Annotated in this window: 15 protein-coding genes and 1 pseudogene; 10 read left to right on the plus strand and 6 right to left on the minus strand. The window is 66.7% G+C overall.

Translation table 11 applies throughout. From position 1 onward, the window contains the following. Positions 1–54: 54 nt before the first annotated feature. Complete coding sequence (locus ACE2AC_RS03210) at positions 55–813, plus strand: autoinducer binding domain-containing protein (RefSeq protein WP_375690689.1); 759 nt, start codon at positions 55–57, stop codon at positions 811–813. A 370-nt stretch (positions 814–1,183) separates the two neighbouring features. Then, entirely contained in the window at positions 1,184–1,735 is a 552-nt protein-coding gene (locus ACE2AC_RS03215) for an AAA family ATPase (protein ID WP_375690690.1), read from the plus strand. 75 nt (positions 1,736–1,810) lie between these two features. Here ACE2AC_RS03215 and tsf read toward each other — a convergent pair whose 3' ends face one another. The 3 genes from tsf to ACE2AC_RS03230 form a co-directional block, all read right to left on the minus strand. Further along, positions 1,811–2,686: a translation elongation factor Ts gene (gene tsf / locus ACE2AC_RS03220; protein WP_375690691.1), complete on the minus strand. Its 876-nt coding sequence runs from the start codon at positions 2,684–2,686 to the stop codon at positions 1,811–1,813. Between the two features lie 84 nt (positions 2,687–2,770). Then, complete coding sequence (rpsB, locus tag ACE2AC_RS03225) at positions 2,771–3,547, minus strand: 30S ribosomal protein S2 (RefSeq protein ID WP_375690692.1); 777 nt, start codon at positions 3,545–3,547, stop codon at positions 2,771–2,773. A gap of 244 nt (positions 3,548–3,791) precedes the next feature. Next, positions 3,792–4,682 (minus strand): YicC/YloC family endoribonuclease, encoded by an 891-nt coding sequence (locus tag ACE2AC_RS03230; RefSeq protein ID WP_375690693.1) that lies wholly within the window; start codon positions 4,680–4,682, stop codon positions 3,792–3,794. 231 nt (positions 4,683–4,913) lie between these two features. On the opposite strand from ACE2AC_RS03230, the gene ACE2AC_RS03235 reads away from it, so the two are divergent. Then, a complete protein-coding gene (locus ACE2AC_RS03235) occupies positions 4,914–5,597 on the plus strand; it encodes a PAS domain-containing protein (protein ID WP_375690694.1) in 684 nt (227 codons plus the stop codon). 93 nt (positions 5,598–5,690) lie between these two features. On the opposite strand, the gene ACE2AC_RS03240 is transcribed toward ACE2AC_RS03235, so the two are convergent. Further along, a complete protein-coding gene (locus ACE2AC_RS03240) occupies positions 5,691–6,272 on the minus strand; it encodes a hypothetical protein (RefSeq protein WP_375690695.1) in 582 nt (193 codons plus the stop codon). Positions 6,273–6,785: 513 nt separating this feature from the next. Beyond that, positions 6,786–8,163, minus strand: a pseudogene (locus ACE2AC_RS03245) (class II 3-deoxy-7-phosphoheptulonate synthase). A gap of 189 nt (positions 8,164–8,352) precedes the next feature. Here ACE2AC_RS03245 and ACE2AC_RS03250 point away from each other — a divergent pair. Beyond that, a complete protein-coding gene (locus tag ACE2AC_RS03250; RefSeq protein WP_375690696.1) occupies positions 8,353–9,366 on the plus strand; it encodes a GlxA family transcriptional regulator in 1,014 nt (337 codons plus the stop codon). Between the two features lies 1 nt (position 9,367). Here the strand turns inward: ACE2AC_RS03250 and ACE2AC_RS03255 are convergent, their stop codons facing one another. Then, a complete protein-coding gene (locus tag ACE2AC_RS03255) occupies positions 9,368–10,465 on the minus strand; it encodes a PQQ-dependent sugar dehydrogenase (protein ID WP_375690697.1) in 1,098 nt (365 codons plus the stop codon). Between the two features lie 164 nt (positions 10,466–10,629). Here ACE2AC_RS03255 and ACE2AC_RS03260 point away from each other — a divergent pair, with 164 nt between their 5' ends. The 6 genes from ACE2AC_RS03260 (at position 10,630) to ACE2AC_RS03285 (ending at position 16,199) form a co-directional block, all read left to right on the plus strand. Continuing rightward, the gene (locus ACE2AC_RS03260) at positions 10,630–11,811 is read left to right on the plus strand and encodes an ABC transporter substrate-binding protein (protein ID WP_375690698.1); all 1,182 of its coding nucleotides are present in this window, start codon (positions 10,630–10,632) and stop codon (positions 11,809–11,811) included. 84 nt (positions 11,812–11,895) lie between these two features. Beyond that, positions 11,896–12,681 carry an ABC transporter ATP-binding protein gene (locus tag ACE2AC_RS03265; protein ID WP_375690699.1) on the plus strand — a complete coding sequence of 262 codons (786 nt, stop codon included), beginning with the start codon at positions 11,896–11,898 and terminating at the stop codon, positions 12,679–12,681. Beyond that, positions 12,678–13,502, plus strand: a complete 825-nt coding sequence (locus ACE2AC_RS03270) for an ABC transporter ATP-binding protein (protein WP_375690700.1) — start codon at positions 12,678–12,680, stop codon at positions 13,500–13,502. The genes ACE2AC_RS03265 and ACE2AC_RS03270 overlap by 4 nt, the downstream gene beginning before the upstream one ends. Continuing rightward, positions 13,499–13,897, plus strand: a complete 399-nt coding sequence (locus ACE2AC_RS03275) for a hypothetical protein (protein WP_375690701.1) — start codon at positions 13,499–13,501, stop codon at positions 13,895–13,897. The genes ACE2AC_RS03270 and ACE2AC_RS03275 overlap by 4 nt, the downstream gene beginning before the upstream one ends. Then, entirely contained in the window at positions 13,897–14,907 is a 1,011-nt protein-coding gene (locus ACE2AC_RS03280) for a branched-chain amino acid ABC transporter permease (RefSeq protein WP_375690702.1), read from the plus strand. Before ACE2AC_RS03275 ends, ACE2AC_RS03280 begins: the two co-directional genes overlap by 1 nt. Further along, positions 14,904–16,199: a branched-chain amino acid ABC transporter permease gene (locus ACE2AC_RS03285; protein ID WP_375690703.1), complete on the plus strand. Its 1,296-nt coding sequence runs from the start codon at positions 14,904–14,906 to the stop codon at positions 16,197–16,199. The genes ACE2AC_RS03280 and ACE2AC_RS03285 overlap by 4 nt, the downstream gene beginning before the upstream one ends. Positions 16,200–16,590: the final 391 nt, after the last annotated feature.

The raw sequence follows: 16,590 nt of genomic DNA on the forward strand, positions 1-16,590 counted from the left end.
GATTGACCCTTGGTCACGGACCTCATTGAACAGCAGACTTTGTATCGGACCGACATGACTTCTCGTCGCGAGTATCTTGAACGCCTGACAAATGCGCCGAGCATCGAAGACCTCTGGACGCAGCATTGCGAGAAGATGGCCGAATACGGGTTCGACCGTCTGCTCTATGGCTTCACGCGATACCGCACGAACACCTCGCTGGGCGATCCCGAGGATTTCGTGATCCTCACGAACCACGCGCCGGCCTATACCGACGTCTTTATGGGCAAAGGTCTCTATTTCCATGCGCCGATGGTGAAATGGGCGCTCGAGCACGAAGGCGCGTGCTCCTGGCGCGTCGCGGCCGACATGCTGGCCAGCGGCACGGTGACCGAGAGCGAGCGCAAGGTGCTGGAGTTCAACCGCACCATGGACGTGACGGCCGGATACGCGATCAGCTTCAAGTCGATCTCGCCCAGGACCAAGGGCGCGATCGCGCTGACCGCGCGACCCGGGATGAGCCAGGACGAAGTCGACGCGCTCTGGGCCGAGCACGGGCGCGACATCGTCATCTACAACAACGTTGCGCATCTCAAGATCCTGACGCTGCCGTATTCCGGCCCGGCGCGCGAGCTGACCAAGCGACAGCGCGAGGCGCTGCAATGGGTCGGCGACGGCAAGACAACGCAGGACATCGCGCTGCTGATGGGCCTGACGCCCGCGACGGTGGAAAAGCACCTGCGCCTGGCGCGCGAGAACCTGAACGTGGAAACCACGGCCCAGGCGGTGCTCAAGGCCGCGTTCCTGAACCAGATGTTCGTGATCGAGGTCTGACCGGGCGCGACTTTTCCTGTCGCAGACCCGGTGCCGACGGTAAGGAATCCAAGACTTTCCGGGTGTTTGGCGCAATCTTTTACCAACAGGTATGGATTCCCATACTTTCGAGACTCACGACGTAACGGCATTCTGTAACTGTTCCGTGAGTGGTGGCTTTGAGCCATGGAACATTCCGGGTCGGACCCAGGCTATTGTGCTTGGCTCTCCGGGTCGGCCGGGTTTTCCCGGGGTCGGTCGGGGGCATATTGGTCGGCCTCCGATCGGCACTTCGGACCACCCCCATCATCCCCATCCAACGGGGGCGTGTGCGAAATGGACGGTGTCGGTGTCCCGCCGGCACCGTCTTCGCATTCACCAGGAGCCACTGATGCCCGACACCCCTGCCCGGCGCCACGTCGTCCCGCCCGGATGTTCCGGCGGCGGCAAATCGACCCTGTTGGTAGAGCTTGCGGCCCGCGGCCATGCCACCGTGCCCGAACCCGGTCGCCGGATCGTCGCCGGGGCGCTTGCGGGTGACGGCGGGCCCTTGCCATGGGTCGATCCGGCCGCCTTCGCCGCCCGCGCGATGCAGGTGGCGTTCGAGGATCGCCTTCGGCACCGCGACATTCGCGGCTGGGTGTTCTTCGACCGCGGCCTCGTCGATGCCGCCGTGGCCCGCACAGAGGCAACCGGCGCGCGGCTGGAGGACCTGCTGGACGGGACGGAACGCTATCACCGGACGGTTTTCCTGACGCCGCCTTGGCCCGAGATCTACCGGGCCGATACGGTACGGCGCCACGACATGACGGCAGCGATCGCAGAACACGACCGCCTGCTCACGGCCTATGCCAAGCTTGGCTACGACACCGTGCTCTTGCCCCGTGTCTGCGTCGCGGCGCGCGCCGACATGGTCCTGGCGCGACTGGACACCCGGGCATAAGGCAAGAAAAACCGCCGACCCCAAGGGTCGGCGGTTCCCGATCAGTTCTCGACGACGGGGCCGCGGCCCCTGCCCTCAGCCCTGTGCAGCCTTGGCGACTTCGGCGGCGAAGTCTTCGGCTTCTTTCTCGATGCCTTCGCCGACGGCCAGACGGATGTAGCCGGTGATCTCGACGCCGGCTTCCTTGGCGGCCTCGGCCACGGTCTTGTCCGGGTCGATGACGAACGCCTGGCCCAGCAGGGTCACTTCGCCCAGGAACTTCTTCATCCGGCCTTCGATCATCTTCTCGATGACGGCTTCCGGCTTGCCGCTTTCGCGGGCCTGCTCGGTCAGGACGTTGCGCTCGCGCTCGACCAGCGCCTGGTCGAGGTCCGCTTCACCCAGCGAGGCCGGGCTGGCGGCGGCGATGTGCATCGCGACCTGCTTGCCGAAGGCTTCGTTCTCGGCCGAGAGCGCGACCAGCACGCCGATGGAGCCCATGCCGGGCGCGGCGGCGTTGTGCACGTAGGACACGACCTGGCCACCCTCGATCTTCTCGAGCCGGCGCAGCGTCATGTTCTCGCCGATCTTGGCGATCTTGTCGGTCAGGATGTCGGCCACGGCTTTGCCGCCGATCTCGGTCGACTTCAGCGCCTCGACATCGTCGACATTCAGGGCCGCCTCGGCGAACGAGGTGACCATGTCCTGGAATTCCTGGTTCTTGGCAACGAAGTCGGTTTCCGAGTTCACCTCGATCGCGACACCCTTGCCACCGTCGACGGCGACGGCGACGAGGCCCTCGGCCGCGGTGCGGCCCGACTTCTTGGCAGCCTTGGCGAGACCCTTGGTGCGCAGCCAGTCAACGGCGGCTTCCATGTCACCATCGGTTTCGGTCAGGGCCTTCTTGGCATCCATCATGCCTGCGCCGGTCATCTCGCGCAGTTCTTTCACCTGTGCGGCAGTGATCGCCATTTTGGGCTCTCCTTGATCTTGGAACGGATCGTTCCGGCCGCGGGTCTGCCCGCAGCCGGTAACGGTTTCATGACAGGCGGACGCTTACGCGTCGGCGTCTTCAGAGGTCTCTTCGGCCAGCTCTTCGACCGGGGCTTCCTCGAACTCGCCTACGTCGACGCCGGCGGCGCCCAGCTGGGCGGACATGCCGTCAAGTGCGGCGCGGCTGGCCAAGTCGGTGTAGAGCGAGATCGCGCGGGCCGCGTCGTCGTTGCCCGGGATGATGTAGTCCACGCCCTCGGGCGAGCAGTTGGTGTCGACCACGGCGATGACCGGGATGCCCAGCTTGCGCGCTTCGAGGATGGCCAGCGACTCTTTCTTCACGTCGATGACGAAGAGCAGGTCGGGCAGGCCGCCCATTTCGCGGATCCCGCCGAGCGAGGCCTGCAGTTTGGTCTGCTCGCGCTCCATGCCCAGGCGCTCTTTCTTGGTCAGGCCTTCGGCGCCGCCCTCGAGCTGCTCATCGATCGCCTTCAGGCGGTTGATCGACTGGGACACGGTTTTCCAGTTGGTCAGCGTGCCGCCGAGCCAGCGGTGGTTCATGTAGTACTGCGCGCATTTCTCGGCAGCTTCGGCGACCGGCTGGGCCGCCTGGCGCTTGGTGCCGACAAACAGCACGCGGCCGCCCTTGGCGACGGTCTCGCGGATGACGTTCAGAGCCTGGTCCAGCATCGGGACGGTCTGAGTCAGGTCGATGATGTGAATGCCGTTGCGCGCACCGTAGATGAACTCGCCCATGCGGGGGTTCCAGCGCTGCGTCTGGTGGCCGAAGTGAACGCCAGCTTCCAGCAGCTGACGCATGGAGAACTCAGGCAGAGCCATGCATATATCCTTTCCGGTTTCATGCCTCGGCGGGGGACGACCAGATGGTCAACCGGCGGACGCTCCGGGATGTCTCCCCGTTACGCCCAACCCCGCCAGCGAAGTGAGTGCGCGCGCATTACACCCTCGCCGCCGCCACCGCAAGCGCAAATGCCCTGCTTTCCTCTGGTCAATGTATCCCGGGGGGATCGGCGCATGGCGCCGATGTGGGGCTGGCCCCCCTGCCCGACCCCGGCCCGCGCGGTCACTCGACGTTCTGCACCTGCTCCCGCAGCTGGTCGATCACCGCCTTCAGGTCCAGCCCAATGGTGGTCAGCTCGGCGTTCTGCGACTTGGAACAGAGGGTGTTGGCCTCGCGGTTGAATTCCTGCGTCAGAAAGTCAAGCTTGCGGCCTACGGGCCCCTTATCGGCCAGGAGGTCGCGCGCGGCGGCGACATGGGCGTCAAGCCGGTCAAGTTCCTCAGTGACGTTGGACTTCACCGCCAGCACCGCCAGTTCCTGCGCGACGCGGTCGGGATCGACGGTGGGCACGGCGTCGCCCACGCGGACCAGCGCGGCCCGGAAGGCCGCGTCGGCCGCCGCGCGGCGCGGACCGACGGTGGCCTTGGCGGCCACGGTCAGCTCGGCGATCCGGTCCACCTGCCCGGCCAGAACCGCCAGCAGCGCCTGGCCTTCCCTGGCACGCATCTCCAGGAAAGCGGTCAGCACCGCCTCGAAATCCGCCAGCAGCGCCTTGGCGAGCGGGGCGTTGTCCTCGTCCTCGCGCGGGGCTTCCAGCACGCCGCGCTGCACGAGAAGGTCGGCCGCCCGCGACGGCGCCAGCGCGATGCCGCGGGACTGGGCGATTTCCTCGACCCGGACCAGTGCAGCAAAGACGGCGTCCAGCTGTGCCTCGTCCAGGGCCAGCGCCGCCGCGCCGCCCGATCGGCTGACCCGCAGGTTCAGCGTGACGCTGCCCCGGTGCAGTGCCTCGGACAGCCGTTTGCGCAGCCCGGTTTCGAGCCCCGGCAGCCAGTCCGGCACCCGCAGCCGCAGGTCGAGCCCGCGCGCGTTCACAGCGCGCAGGTCCCAGCTCCAGTCGAGGTCGTCCTGGGTGCCACGCGCGGTGGCAAATCCGGTCATCGAGCGTAGCACGGCGGCCCTCCTGTCAGGTCCAGCTCTGTTAGGACGCCGCGCGCCACGGGGCAAGCGGGACGCAGGCATGGGTTAACCAATTCCCGCAAATTTTCACGAATTTGGTCCCGTATGTGAGAGATTAAAACTTGAGTAACCCCTCGCGCCATATGGTTAACCGAATTCGGTGCCGCCCTGCCCGCACTTGCCGGGCGCGCGTGGGATCTGCAATCTCAAGCGGAACGGCACGACATGGACCATTTGCGCAACGTCATCGACATGACCTCATTCCTGCACGATCATCGCCACCCCTCGATCCGGGAGGTCGAGGCCTACTGGCAGGCCCTGCGCGCCGGCCGGCTGGTGCCCCGCCGCTCCGAGGTCGATCCGCGCGGCATCGAACGGTCGCTGGAATTCGCCTTCATCCTGGAACGCATCGCTCCCGGCCTTGCCCGGATGCGCATCGCCGGGTCGCACCTGTGCGACCTGATGGGGATGGAGGTGCGGGGGATGCCGGTGTCGACCTTCTTCGACCCCGCCGGGCGGAACCTCTTTGGCGATGTGCTTGAACAGGTGTTCAGTGCCCCCGCCACTGCCGAATTGGTGCTGAACGCCGAACGCGGCATCGGCAAGCCCGCCATCGACGCGCGGATGATCTTGCTGCCGCTCAAGAGCGATCTCGGCGATATTTCCCGCGCGCTCGGCTGCCTATCGACGCAGGGCACCATCGGCCGCACACCGCGCCGGTTCGAGATCGTGAGCCACCGGGCCGTCGCGCTGACGGAAACGGGCACAACACCCGCGGCGCCGCTGCCCGCGCCGGCCGACCTGGTCCCCGGCTTTGCCGAACCCCCGGCCGGTTTCCTGCAGGACGCCCCGCCGCCCCGCCACCGCGGCAAGCCATTCCTGCGGCTGGTGAAGTCCGACGACGACTGAAAGTCCCCCCGGATCGAAGAAAAAGGCCCCACCGCTGCCGGCGGGGCCTCTCCTCGGGATGCGCGCCCTGGGTGCGACGCGCGGGAGGATCCCTTACATCATGTCGTTCACGTAGAGCGTCACGCTGCTGTCTCCGTTGGCCTGCGCCGCGATGACGTCATCGGCGGTGTAGCCTTCCGCTTCCAGGGCCGCGCTCAGGTCCGCGTTCGCGGTGATCTGGGCGCGCATCTCCTCGATCGCCGCCTGGTTCTCGGCCACCGCGTTGTCGAGCGCGGCGGCGTTTTCCGCGCCTTCGCCCTCGAGTTCGGACACCGCCGTGACCGAGACCGTGCTGTCCGCATCAAAGCCCGACAGGTCGGTTGCCATCGTGTCGGCGGTCTTCAGGCTCGACACCAGCTCACCGTAGGTGCGCAGGTCGCCCGCGGCCGAGGCCTGCATGTCGTCGCCCATCTTCTTGCCCCCCGAGACAGAGCCGCTGGCCGAACCGGACGCGCCCGTATCGTCGGAGTTGGCGACATCGCCGCTGCCCGACACCCCGACACCCGCCGAAACCGAGCCCTTGGCGTCGGAGCCGACGCCGACGTCGGCCGATACGCCTGCGGATTGCGCGGCAGCGCCACCGGCGATGCCGAGGGCCATCAGGGCAGCGAGGGCGGTCTGGGTTTTGCGTTTCATGGTCTTCTCCTCTTTGGTCACGGCGCATTCATTCCTGCGCCGGTGAGGGGGCAACACGGTCCCGGCCGAAGCCGTTCCCGGCCATCTGCCGATCGGCGGAGACTTGCGAAAACCGGCGCCGCCGCACGGCAATGGACCGCGGTCGCTCGGGATTGTGTTGCGATGAACGGGAACCGGATCCGGCGGCGCCATTCCAGCCCGGAAACGTTAAAGGCCCCGCCGAAAATCGACGGGGCCTGTCGGACAGGGCGCCAACGGGGGGAATGGACCCTGTCCGCCCGGCTGCATCGGTTTTCATTCGCAAGGCCCAGCCGGCGGACCCCGCTCCCCGTCAGACCTAAGGCCCGCCCGGGTCAGGGCCAACGGGGGATGGGGCCCGCAGTTCCCCTGCCCGCCCGGCTTGCGCGAATTGTTGCGAGACGCGGCCGACGCCTCGGCTAAACGGTGCCGACTGACACGAAAAAGCCCCGCCGGAGGAACCAGCGGGGCCTTGAAATCAACGTCGCGCGTGCCTCAGGCGCTGGCGACCTGCCGGTCGGTGCCGTCGTTGCGGCGGGCGGTCAGTTCCTCGGCGACGAGGAACGCGAGCTCCAGCGACTGTGAGGCGTTGAGGCGCGGATCGCAGGCCGTGTGGTACCGGTCGGACAGGTCTTCGTGGCTCACCGCCTGAAGCCCGCCGACACATTCGGTCACGTCGAGGCCCGTCATCTCGAAATGCACGCCGCCGGGGATCGTGCCCTCGGCCCGGTGCACAGCAAAGAACTCCTGCACCTCGCGCAGCACGGCGTCGAACGGTCGTGTCTTGTAGCCGGTGTTCGACTTGATCGTGTTGCCGTGCATCGGATCGCAGACCCAGGTGACGTTTGCGCCCTCGTCCTCGACCGCGCGGATCAGTCTGGGCAGGTGGTCGCCCACGCGGCCGGCCCCGAAACGGGCGATCAGGGTCAGGCGGCCGGGCTCGTTCGTCGGGTTCAGCTTCTCGATCAGCACCTTCAGGTCATCGACCTCGAGTGTGGGGCCGCATTTCATCCCGATCGGATTCTGCACGCCGCGCAGGAACTCGACATGCGCGCCGTCGGGCTGACGCGTGCGGTCGCCGATCCAGAGAAGGTGACCCGAGCCCGCCAGCCACTGGCCGGAGGTCGAGTTCGACCCGCGTCAGCGCCTCTTCGTACTCGAGCAGCAGCGCCTCGTGGCTGGTGTAGAAATCCACCTGCCGCAGGGTGTGCTGGCGTTCGGCGGTGACGCCGGCCGCGCGGATGAAATCCAGCGTGTCGGTGATCCGGTTCGCCATGTCGCGGAAGCGCTCGGCCTCCTCGCTCTCGGTGAAGCCGAGCGTCCAGCGGTGGACCTCGTTCACGTCGGCATAGCCGCCGGTCGAAAACGCCCGCAGCAGGTTCAGGGTCGCCGCCGCCTGGGTATAGGCCTGCAGCATCCGTTCCGGATCCGGCACCCGCGCACCTTCGGTGAAGGCGATGTCATTGATGATGTCACCCCGGTAGGACGGCAGTTCGACGCCCTCCAGCACCTCGGTCGGCGCCGACCGCGGCTTGGCGAACTGTCCGGCCATGCGGCCGACCTTGATCACCGGCACCTTGGCGCCGAAGGTCAGCACCATCGCCATCTGCAGCATCACCTTGAAGGTGTCGCGGATCGCGTCCGCGCTGAACTGATCGAAGGCCTCGGCACAATCGCCGCCCTGAAGCAAAAACGCTTCGCCGCGCGAGGCGGCTGCCAGGGCGCTTTTCAGGCGCCGCGCCTCGCCCGCAAACACGAGCGGCGGATACTTCGAGAGCTTCGCCTCGACCGCGGTCAATGCCGCGGCGTCGGTATAGTCGGGCATCTGAACCCGCGGCTTGTTGCGCCACCCGGTCTTTTGCCAATCGCCCATTGTCTCGTCTCCGCTAGGGTCAATGTAGAGGGCTGCCTTATAGCCGCGCGATGACGCGGGGGCCACCGCAGAATTGTCGATAGCTGACAGCGTTAACAGTCCGTTGAAGTTGTGTGTCACAGGCCACCCCCTTGACCTCGCTGACGGTCTCTGACCTGTTGGAGACACAAGTGGTACAATGGGGCTGAGATGGCCAAGACGGATCGCCAGTTCGCGCAAGCTTTCCCGCCGGCAAAGGCACCGCGTACGCGGCGTTTCGTCTTTGTGCTATTGAACAATTTCTCGCTGCTCAGCTTTGCCTCGGCGATGGAATGCCTGCGGATCGCGAACCGCATGTCGGGCGAACCGCTCTACCGTTGGACCTTGGTCAGCGAGGACGGTGAAATGGTGTCCTGTTCTGCCGGGACGACCTTTGCTGTCGACAGCGGGCTGGAAGAGCTGACACGCGAGGACACGGTGCTGGTCTGCGCCGGGCTGTCCGTGCAGGACGAGACATCTCGCAAACTGCTGAACTGGCTCCGCCGTGAGGCGCGGCGCGGCCTGACGGTCGGCGGGCTATGCACCGCCTCCTACGCGCTGGCCAAGGCCGGGCTGCTCGACGGCAAGCGGGCCACCATCCACTGGGAGAACCAGGACAGCTTTGCCGAGGAGTTCGAAGAGGTCACGCTGACCAAGTCGGTCTTTGTCGTCGACGGCAACCGGATGACGACGGCCGGCGGCACCTCGTCCATCGACCTGATGCTCAAGGTCATCGCCGATCAGCAGGGCGAGGACCTGGCCAATGCCGTCGCCGACCAGCTGATCTATTCCTCGATCCGTACCGACCAGGACACGCAGCGCCTGTCGGTGCCGACCCGGATCGGCGTGCGGCATCCGAAGCTCAGCCAGGTCATCCAGATGATGGAAAGCAACATCGAGGAGCCGATCAGCCCCGCGATCCTGGCCAAGGATGTCGGCATGTCGACGCGGCAGCTCGAACGGCTGTTCCGGCGCTACCTCAACCGCTCGCCCAAGCGGTACTACATGGAACTGCGGCTGCAGAAGGCCCGGAACCTGCTGATGCAGACCGACATGAGCGTGATCAACGTCGCGCTGGCCTGCGGCTTTGCCAGCCCCTCGCATTTCTCGAAATGCTACCGTGCGCATTACGACACCACGCCCTACCGCGAACGCGGCAGCCACGCGGCACGGCTGTCGATCTGAGCTACTCGGGCACCATCCGGTATAGCGCACCGTCATCTTCTGACAGGAACCAGAGCCCGCCCGCCGGCCCTTCGCGCACGTCGCGGACACGGGCGGTTTCCGGCGACGAAATCCGTTCGACCTCGCGCAGCGGATCCCCGGCCAGCCGGGCGACGTAGTCGAACTTCAGCGATCCGACAAAGGCGTTGCCGCGCCACGGTGCGTGACCGCTGCCGCTGTGGAACACCATGCCCGAAGGCGCGATCGAGGGGTCCCAGTAGAACTCCGGCTGTTCCATGCCGGGTCGGGTGGTGCCCTCGCCGATCTTCTGTCCGCTGTAGTGGCGCCCATAGGCGATGACCGGCCAGCCGTAATTCGCGCCGCGCCGGATCCGGTTCACCTCGTCCCCGCCCTGGGCGCCATGTTCATTGACCCAGAGCTGCCCCGTCGCATCCACAGCCATGCCCTGCGGGTTGCGATGGCCATAGGACCAGATCGCCGGCTCCGCCCCCTCGTCGCCGATGAAGGGGTTGTCGTCGGGCACCGTGCCGTCGCGGTTCAGCCGCACGATCGAGCCGTTGTGCCGCGACAGGTCCTGCGCCGCCGGGCGGTCCCCGCGTTCGCCGATACTCATGTAGATCTTGCCATCCGCCCCCTCGGCCAGCCGCGACCCGAAGTGCCGCCCGCCGGATGAGCCAGGCGTCATCTCGAAGATCACGCGCAGGTTCTCGATCCGCCCCGCCTCGGTGTCGAGCCGGCCGGAGGCCAGCGCCGTGCCCGATCCCGCGCCCTGCGCCTTTGAGAAGGTGAGGTAGATTTGCCGTGTCCGTCCGAAATCGCGCGGGATCAGAAGGTCGAGCAGGCCGCCCTGCCCGTCCGGTACGCTGTCCGGCAGCCCGTCGATCTGCCGCGCAGACCCGCCGGCCACGTACCACAGCCGCCCGCCCTTCTCGGTCACCAACACGCCGCCGCCGGGCAGGAAGCCGAACGACCACGGATCGGTGAACCCGGCGGCGATGCGGTCGATCCGGACCGGACCCGTCTGCGTGTCGAGCGCCTGGGCCACGGGCGCGGACAGGAAGGCAAGAACGGCGGCGGTCAGGCGGGTGGTTCGGCGCACGGCGGGACTCCTCTTTTGACGCCAAGGTAGCACGGCCCGTTCGTTCGGCAGCACCCGCGGCGTTCGCGATTACGTTACACCGCCTCTTCCAATCCGCTTTTCTTTTGACATGGCCGGTCTTAGGCTCGCCTCCGGATGCAAAATCCAAACAGGGAGACAGCAAAATGAAAAAGCTTCTTTTGGCCTCGACCGCAACGGCTCTGCTTGCCGGTGCCGCGAGTGCCGAGGACATCAAGCTGGGGGTCATCCTCGGCTTCACCGGCCCGATCGAAAGCCTGACCCCGTCCATGGCGGACGGCGCGGAACTGGCAATGAAGGAAGTCACCGACAGCGGCAAGCTGCTCGACGGCTCCACCGTGACCCCGGTCCGGGCTGACTCGACCTGCGTCGACAGCGCCGCCGCCACCGCGGCCGCCGAACGCCTGATCACCGCCGAAGGCATCAAGGGCATCATGGGCGCGGACTGCTCCGGCGTGACCGGCGCTATCCTGGCCAACGCCGCCGTGCCGAACGGCATCGTCATGATTTCGCCCTCGGCCACCTCGCCCGCGCTCTCGACCGCCGAGGACAATGGCCTGTTCTTCCGCACCGCGCCCTCCGACGCCCGCCAGGGCCAGGTGATGGCCGACGTGCTGATGGAAGAAGGCATCAGCTCGGTTGCGCTGACCTACACCAACAACGACTACGGCAAGGGCCTGGCGGACAGCTTCCAGAGCGCCTTCGAGGCCGCCGGCGGCACGATCACCATCTCGGCCGCCCACGAAGACGGCAAGGCCGACTACTCGGCCGAGGTCGCATCGCTCGCCTCCGCCGGCGGTGACCGCCTCGTCGTTGCGGGCTACGTCGACCAGGGTGGCTCGGGCATCGTGCGCGCAGCCCTCGACAGCGGCGCCTTCGACACCTTCCACTTCCCCGACGGCATGATCGGCGCCAAGCTGGAAGAGAACTTCGGCGGCGAGATCGACGGCTCCACCGGCCAGCACCCGGGCACCGACAGCGAAGGCGCGACCATGTTCGTCGACCTCGTCGGCGGCGCGTTTGACGCGACCTCGCCCTTCACGCCGGAAAGCTACGACGCCGCGGCGCTGATCCTGCTCGCCATGCAGGCCGCGGGGTCCTCGGACCCGGCCGCCTACAAGGAAAAGATCATGGACGTCGCCAACGAGCCGGGCGAGAAGATCTATCCCGGCGAACTGGGCAAGGCGCTTGAGCTGATCGCCGCAGGCACCGACATCGACTACGTCGGCGCCACCGCCGTCGAGCTGATCGGCGCAGGTGAATCCGCGGGCAACTACCGCCAGATCGTGTTCGAAGACGGCAAGATCGCGACGGTCAAGTTCCGCTAATCCAAAACCGGGCGGTCCCCACGGGGGCCGCCCCCAGCAGGCCAGAAGCGCGCGAATGCGCCTGCCTGCCAAACGGGGACCTACATGATCACAGTCGAAGACGTGCACAAGCACTTCGGCGGATTCCATGCCGTTGACGGGGCCAGCCTGACGATCCAGGCAGGATCGATCACCGGGCTGATCGGCCCGAACGGCGCAGGAAAAACCACTCTTTTCAACGTCATCGCCGGGGTTCTTGAACCCACGTCCGGCAAGGTGACGATGCAGGGCGAGGACATCACCGGCCTGCCGCCGCACACCCTGTTCCACAAGGGGCTGCTGCGCACCTTCCAGATCGCTCACGAGTTCTCGTCGATGACGGTGCGCGAGAACCTGATGATGGTGCCCGCCGGCCAGTCCGGAGAGAACATCCTGAACGCGTTCTTCCGCCGCGGCCAGATCGCGCGCGAGGAACGTCAGCTGGCGGAAAAAGCCGATGAAGTCCTGGACTTCCTGACCATTTCTCATCTTGCGGATGAAAAGGCCGGCAACCTGTCCGGCGGCCAGAAGAAGCTGCTGGAACTGGGTCGCACCATGATGGTCGACGCGCGCATCGTCTTTCTCGACGAGGTCGGTGCCGGCGTGAACCGGACCCTGCTGAACACCATCGGTGACGCCATCCTGCGCCTGAACAAGGAGCGCGGATACACCTTCGTCGTCATCGAACACGACATGGATTTCATCGCCCGCCTCTGCGACCCGGTCATCTGCATGGCCGAGGGCAAGGTGCTGGCCGAGGGCACGCTGGACGAGATCAAGGCCAACGAGCACGTGATCGAGGCGTACCTGGGCACCGGGCTGAAGAACAAGCAGAAGGCGCAGGCGACGTGAGCAACACCTACGACGACCGCGGCAACAAGGACGGCTCGATCACCCGGCCCGGCGGCACGACCGACGAGCACTTCGTGCATGGCAGCGGCCCGGCGGTGAAAGCGCCCACGGACGGCCCCTTCCTGATCGGCGACGCGATGACCGGCGGCTACGGAAAGGGCCCCGACATCCTGCACGGCTGCACCATCGCTGTCGAACGCGGCGAGATCGCCGTCATCGTCGGGCCGAACGGCGCCGGCAAGTCGACCGCGATGAAGGCCGTCTTCGGCATGCTCGACTTGCACGGCGGCGCCGTGCGGCTGGATGGCGAGGACATCACCGGGCTGTCCCCGCAGGACCGCGTGGCCAAGGGCATGGGCTTCGTGCCGCAGACCTCGAACATCTTCACCTCGATGACGGTCGAGGAGAACCTCGAGATGGGCGCCTTCCTGCGCCGCGACAATTTCCGCGACACGATGGAGCAGATCTATGACCTGTTCCCGATCCTGCGCGACAAGCGCCGCCAGCCGGCGGGCGAGCTGTCGGGCGGCCAGCGCCAGCAGGTCGCCGTGGGCCGCGCGATGATGACCAAGCCCAAGGTCCTGATGCTGGACGAACCGACCGCCGGCGTCAGTCCGATCGTGATGGACGAGCTTTTCGACCGGATCATCGAGGTCGCCCGCACCGGTCTGCCGATCCTCATGGTCGAGCAGAACGCGCGCCAGGCGCTGGAGATCGCGGACAAGGGCTATGTCCTCGTCCAGGGGCGCAATGCCCACACCGGCACCGGCAAGGAGCTGCTCGAGGACCCCGAGGTCCGGCAGAGCTTCCTCGGCGGATGAAGGGCGCGGCTTTCCTCCTGCTCCTCGGCCTGCCCCAAGCGGGGCTTGCCGAAGGCGCCAGGCTTGACCTTGACTGCCGGACCGTCACGCGGTGCAACGCCGCGGGCGCCTGCGCGCCGGCCACCGGCACCACCCGTTTCGCGATCGAGCCGGAAACGCTCGACCAGGACGGGATGGGACTTTTCACACTGTGGCAGGACGACGACGCCGCGCAGCTCGCGCAGGGTGCCTCCCGCCTCGGGCCGTTCCTCTGGGAACCGGTCGCGGGCACCCGGACGAGCCTCGCGCTCTCGGGTGAAGGAAGCGCCGTCCTGATCCGCCAGTCCGCCGGCACCACCGCCGGACCAGATACAGGAGCCGAGATCGATCTCATGACCTGCGAGGTGACCTTCTGATGGACCTCCTCAACGCCTTTGTGGCGCTTGCGAACTTCGTCCTCATCCCCGCGATCACCTACGGCAGCCAACTGGCCATCGGGGCGCTCGGCGTCACGCTGGTCTACGGCATCTTGCGGTTCTCGAACTTTGCCCACGGCGACACCATGGCCTTCGGCACCGCGGTCACGATCATGGTGACCTGGGGGCTGCAGGCCGCGGGCATCTCGCTCGGCCCGCTTCCGACCGCGCTCCTCGCGCTGCCCGTCGGCATCCTCGCCTGCGCCCTACTGGTGCTGGCGACCGACCGCGTGGTCTATCGCTTCTACCGCGAGGTGCGGGCCAAGCCGGTGATCCTCGTCATCGTCTCGATCGGCGTGATGTTCGTGATGAACGGAATCGTGCGCCTACTGATCGGCCCCGATGAACAGCGCTTCGACGACGGCGAACGCTTCATCGTCAACGCGCGGGCATTCAAGGAATGGTCCGGCCTCGACGAAGGGCTGGCGATCCGCACGACCCAGGTGCTGACCGTAGTCACCGCGATCATCGTCGTCGCGCTGCTCTTCTGGTTCCTGAACAGGACCCGCACGGGCAAGTCGATGCGCGCCTATTCCGACAACGAGGACCTGGCGCTGCTCTCGGGCATCAACCCCGAGAAGGTGGTGACCGTGACCTGGCTGATCGTCGCCGCGCTGGCGACGGTGGCGGGCGTGCTCTACGGCCTCGACAAGTCGTTCAAGCCCTTCACCTACTTCCAGCTCCTGCTACCGATCTTCGCGGCCGCCATCGTCGGCGGCCTTGGCTCGCCGCTCGGCGCGATCGCCGGCGGCTTCGTCATCGCGTTTTCCGAGGTGACGATCACCTACGCCTGGAAGAAGTTCCTGGTCTACCTGATGCCCGAGCCGCTCGAGCCCGAGGGCCTCGTTCAGCTGCTCTCCACCGATTACAAGTTCGCCGTGAGTTTCATGATCCTGATCGTCGTCCTGCTGTTCCGCCCGACCGGCCTGTTCAAGGGGAAATCGGTATGAACGACACCACCCGCACCTTCGGCCTCTTCGGCCTCGTCGCTCTGCTGATCATCGGCACCGGCCTGATGCAGAGCTGGAACTCCGCGCTGCTGATCCTGAACATGGGGCTGATCTCGGCCATCATGTCGCTGGGGCTCAACCTGCAATGGGGCTTTGCCGGCCTCTTCAACGTCGGCGTCATGGGCTTCGTCGCGCTCGGCGGCCTGGCCGCCGTCCTGGTCTCCATGCCGCCCGTGCCCGACGCCTGGGCGGCCGGCGGCCAGCGGGTGATCGCGGGCCTCCTGCTGGGGGTCGCGGTGATCATCGCCGCCGGCACCGCGGTCAACCGCCTGCCGAAGTTCCGCATCCCCGGCATGATCATCATCCTGGTGACCGGCTTCTTCCTGTTCCGCTGGGTCTTCGACGGCGGCGTCATGGCGATCGAGGCGGTCAATCCCGCCTCCACCGGCTACCTCGGCGGCCTCGGCCTGCCGATCCTGCTGGCCTGGCCCGTGGGCGGGCTAATCGCAGCCGGCGCGGCCTGGGTGATCGGCAAGACCGCCCTTGGCCTGCGCTCCGACTACCTCGCCATCGCGACGCTCGGCATCGCCGAGATCGTGATCGCGGTGATGAAGAACGAGGACTGGCTGGCCCGCGGGGTCAAGAACGTCTCGGGCCTGCCGCGGCCGGTGCCCTACGAGATCGACCTCCAGAATTCGTCCGACTTCGTCGCGCAGGCCCAGTCGATCGGATTCGATCCGGTCACCGCCTCCACCCTCTGGGTCAAGCTGCTCTACGCAGGGCTCTTCGCGGTGATCCTAGTCGTCCTGCTGATCCTCGCGCAGCGCGCCCTGCATTCGCCCTGGGGCCGGATGATGCGCGCGATCCGCGACAACGAAACCGCGGCCGAGGCCATGGGCAAGGATGTCACCGGGCGGCACCTGCAGATCTTCATCATCGGCTGCGCCATCTGCGGCATCGCGGGCGCCATGATGACAACGCTCGACGGCCAGCTCACACCGGGCACCTACCAGCCGCTGCGCTTCACCTTCCTGATCTGGGTGATGGTGATCGTCGGCGGATCGGGCAACAACTTCGGCGCCGTCCTCGGCGGCATGCTGATCTGGTTCGCCTGGGTGCAGGTCGAACCCCTGGGCCGCTGGCTGATGGAGGTGCTGACCTCGGGCATGTCCGACGGCCCGCTGAAATCCCACCTGCTCGACAGCGCGGCACACATGCGCCTGCTGACGATGGGGGTGATCATGCTGCTGGTCCTGCGCTTCAGCCCGCGAGGCCTGATCCCGGAACGCTGAACCGAAACGGGGGGCGCCACCGCCCCCCTTCCCCTGGTTCCCTATCCTAGGGGAGTGTGAGGGGGCAGCGCCCCCTCCATCGACGCTATTTGCAATCAAGTCGGGCGTTCAAGACTGATCGAGGTCGTGGCTGCGCCGTCGCGCAGGCGGGGGCAATGCAACTAGCAGTGGGTCTGGGCCCCTTCAACCGCCGCTGTTTGCAAATCGCCGGGGCCAGGGCCAAACCAGCCCTGCCGCCCCCTCCAGAGCTCCTAATCTCAGCCATCAAGAGACCGCTTTCGCTCCATGGCCGCAAAGCCGAACGAGCAACCTGCCACGGGTGGTTGCGCCCGGTTGTCTTCGGCGCGTGTGTAGCACGATCATCTTGATGTGGGTCTGCGCCGGCAAGTCA

Origin of the sequence: Pseudooceanicola sp. LIPI14-2-Ac024 (assembly GCF_042188925.1) — a bacterium.
GTDB lineage: Bacteria > Pseudomonadota > Alphaproteobacteria > Rhodobacterales > Rhodobacteraceae > Pseudooceanicola.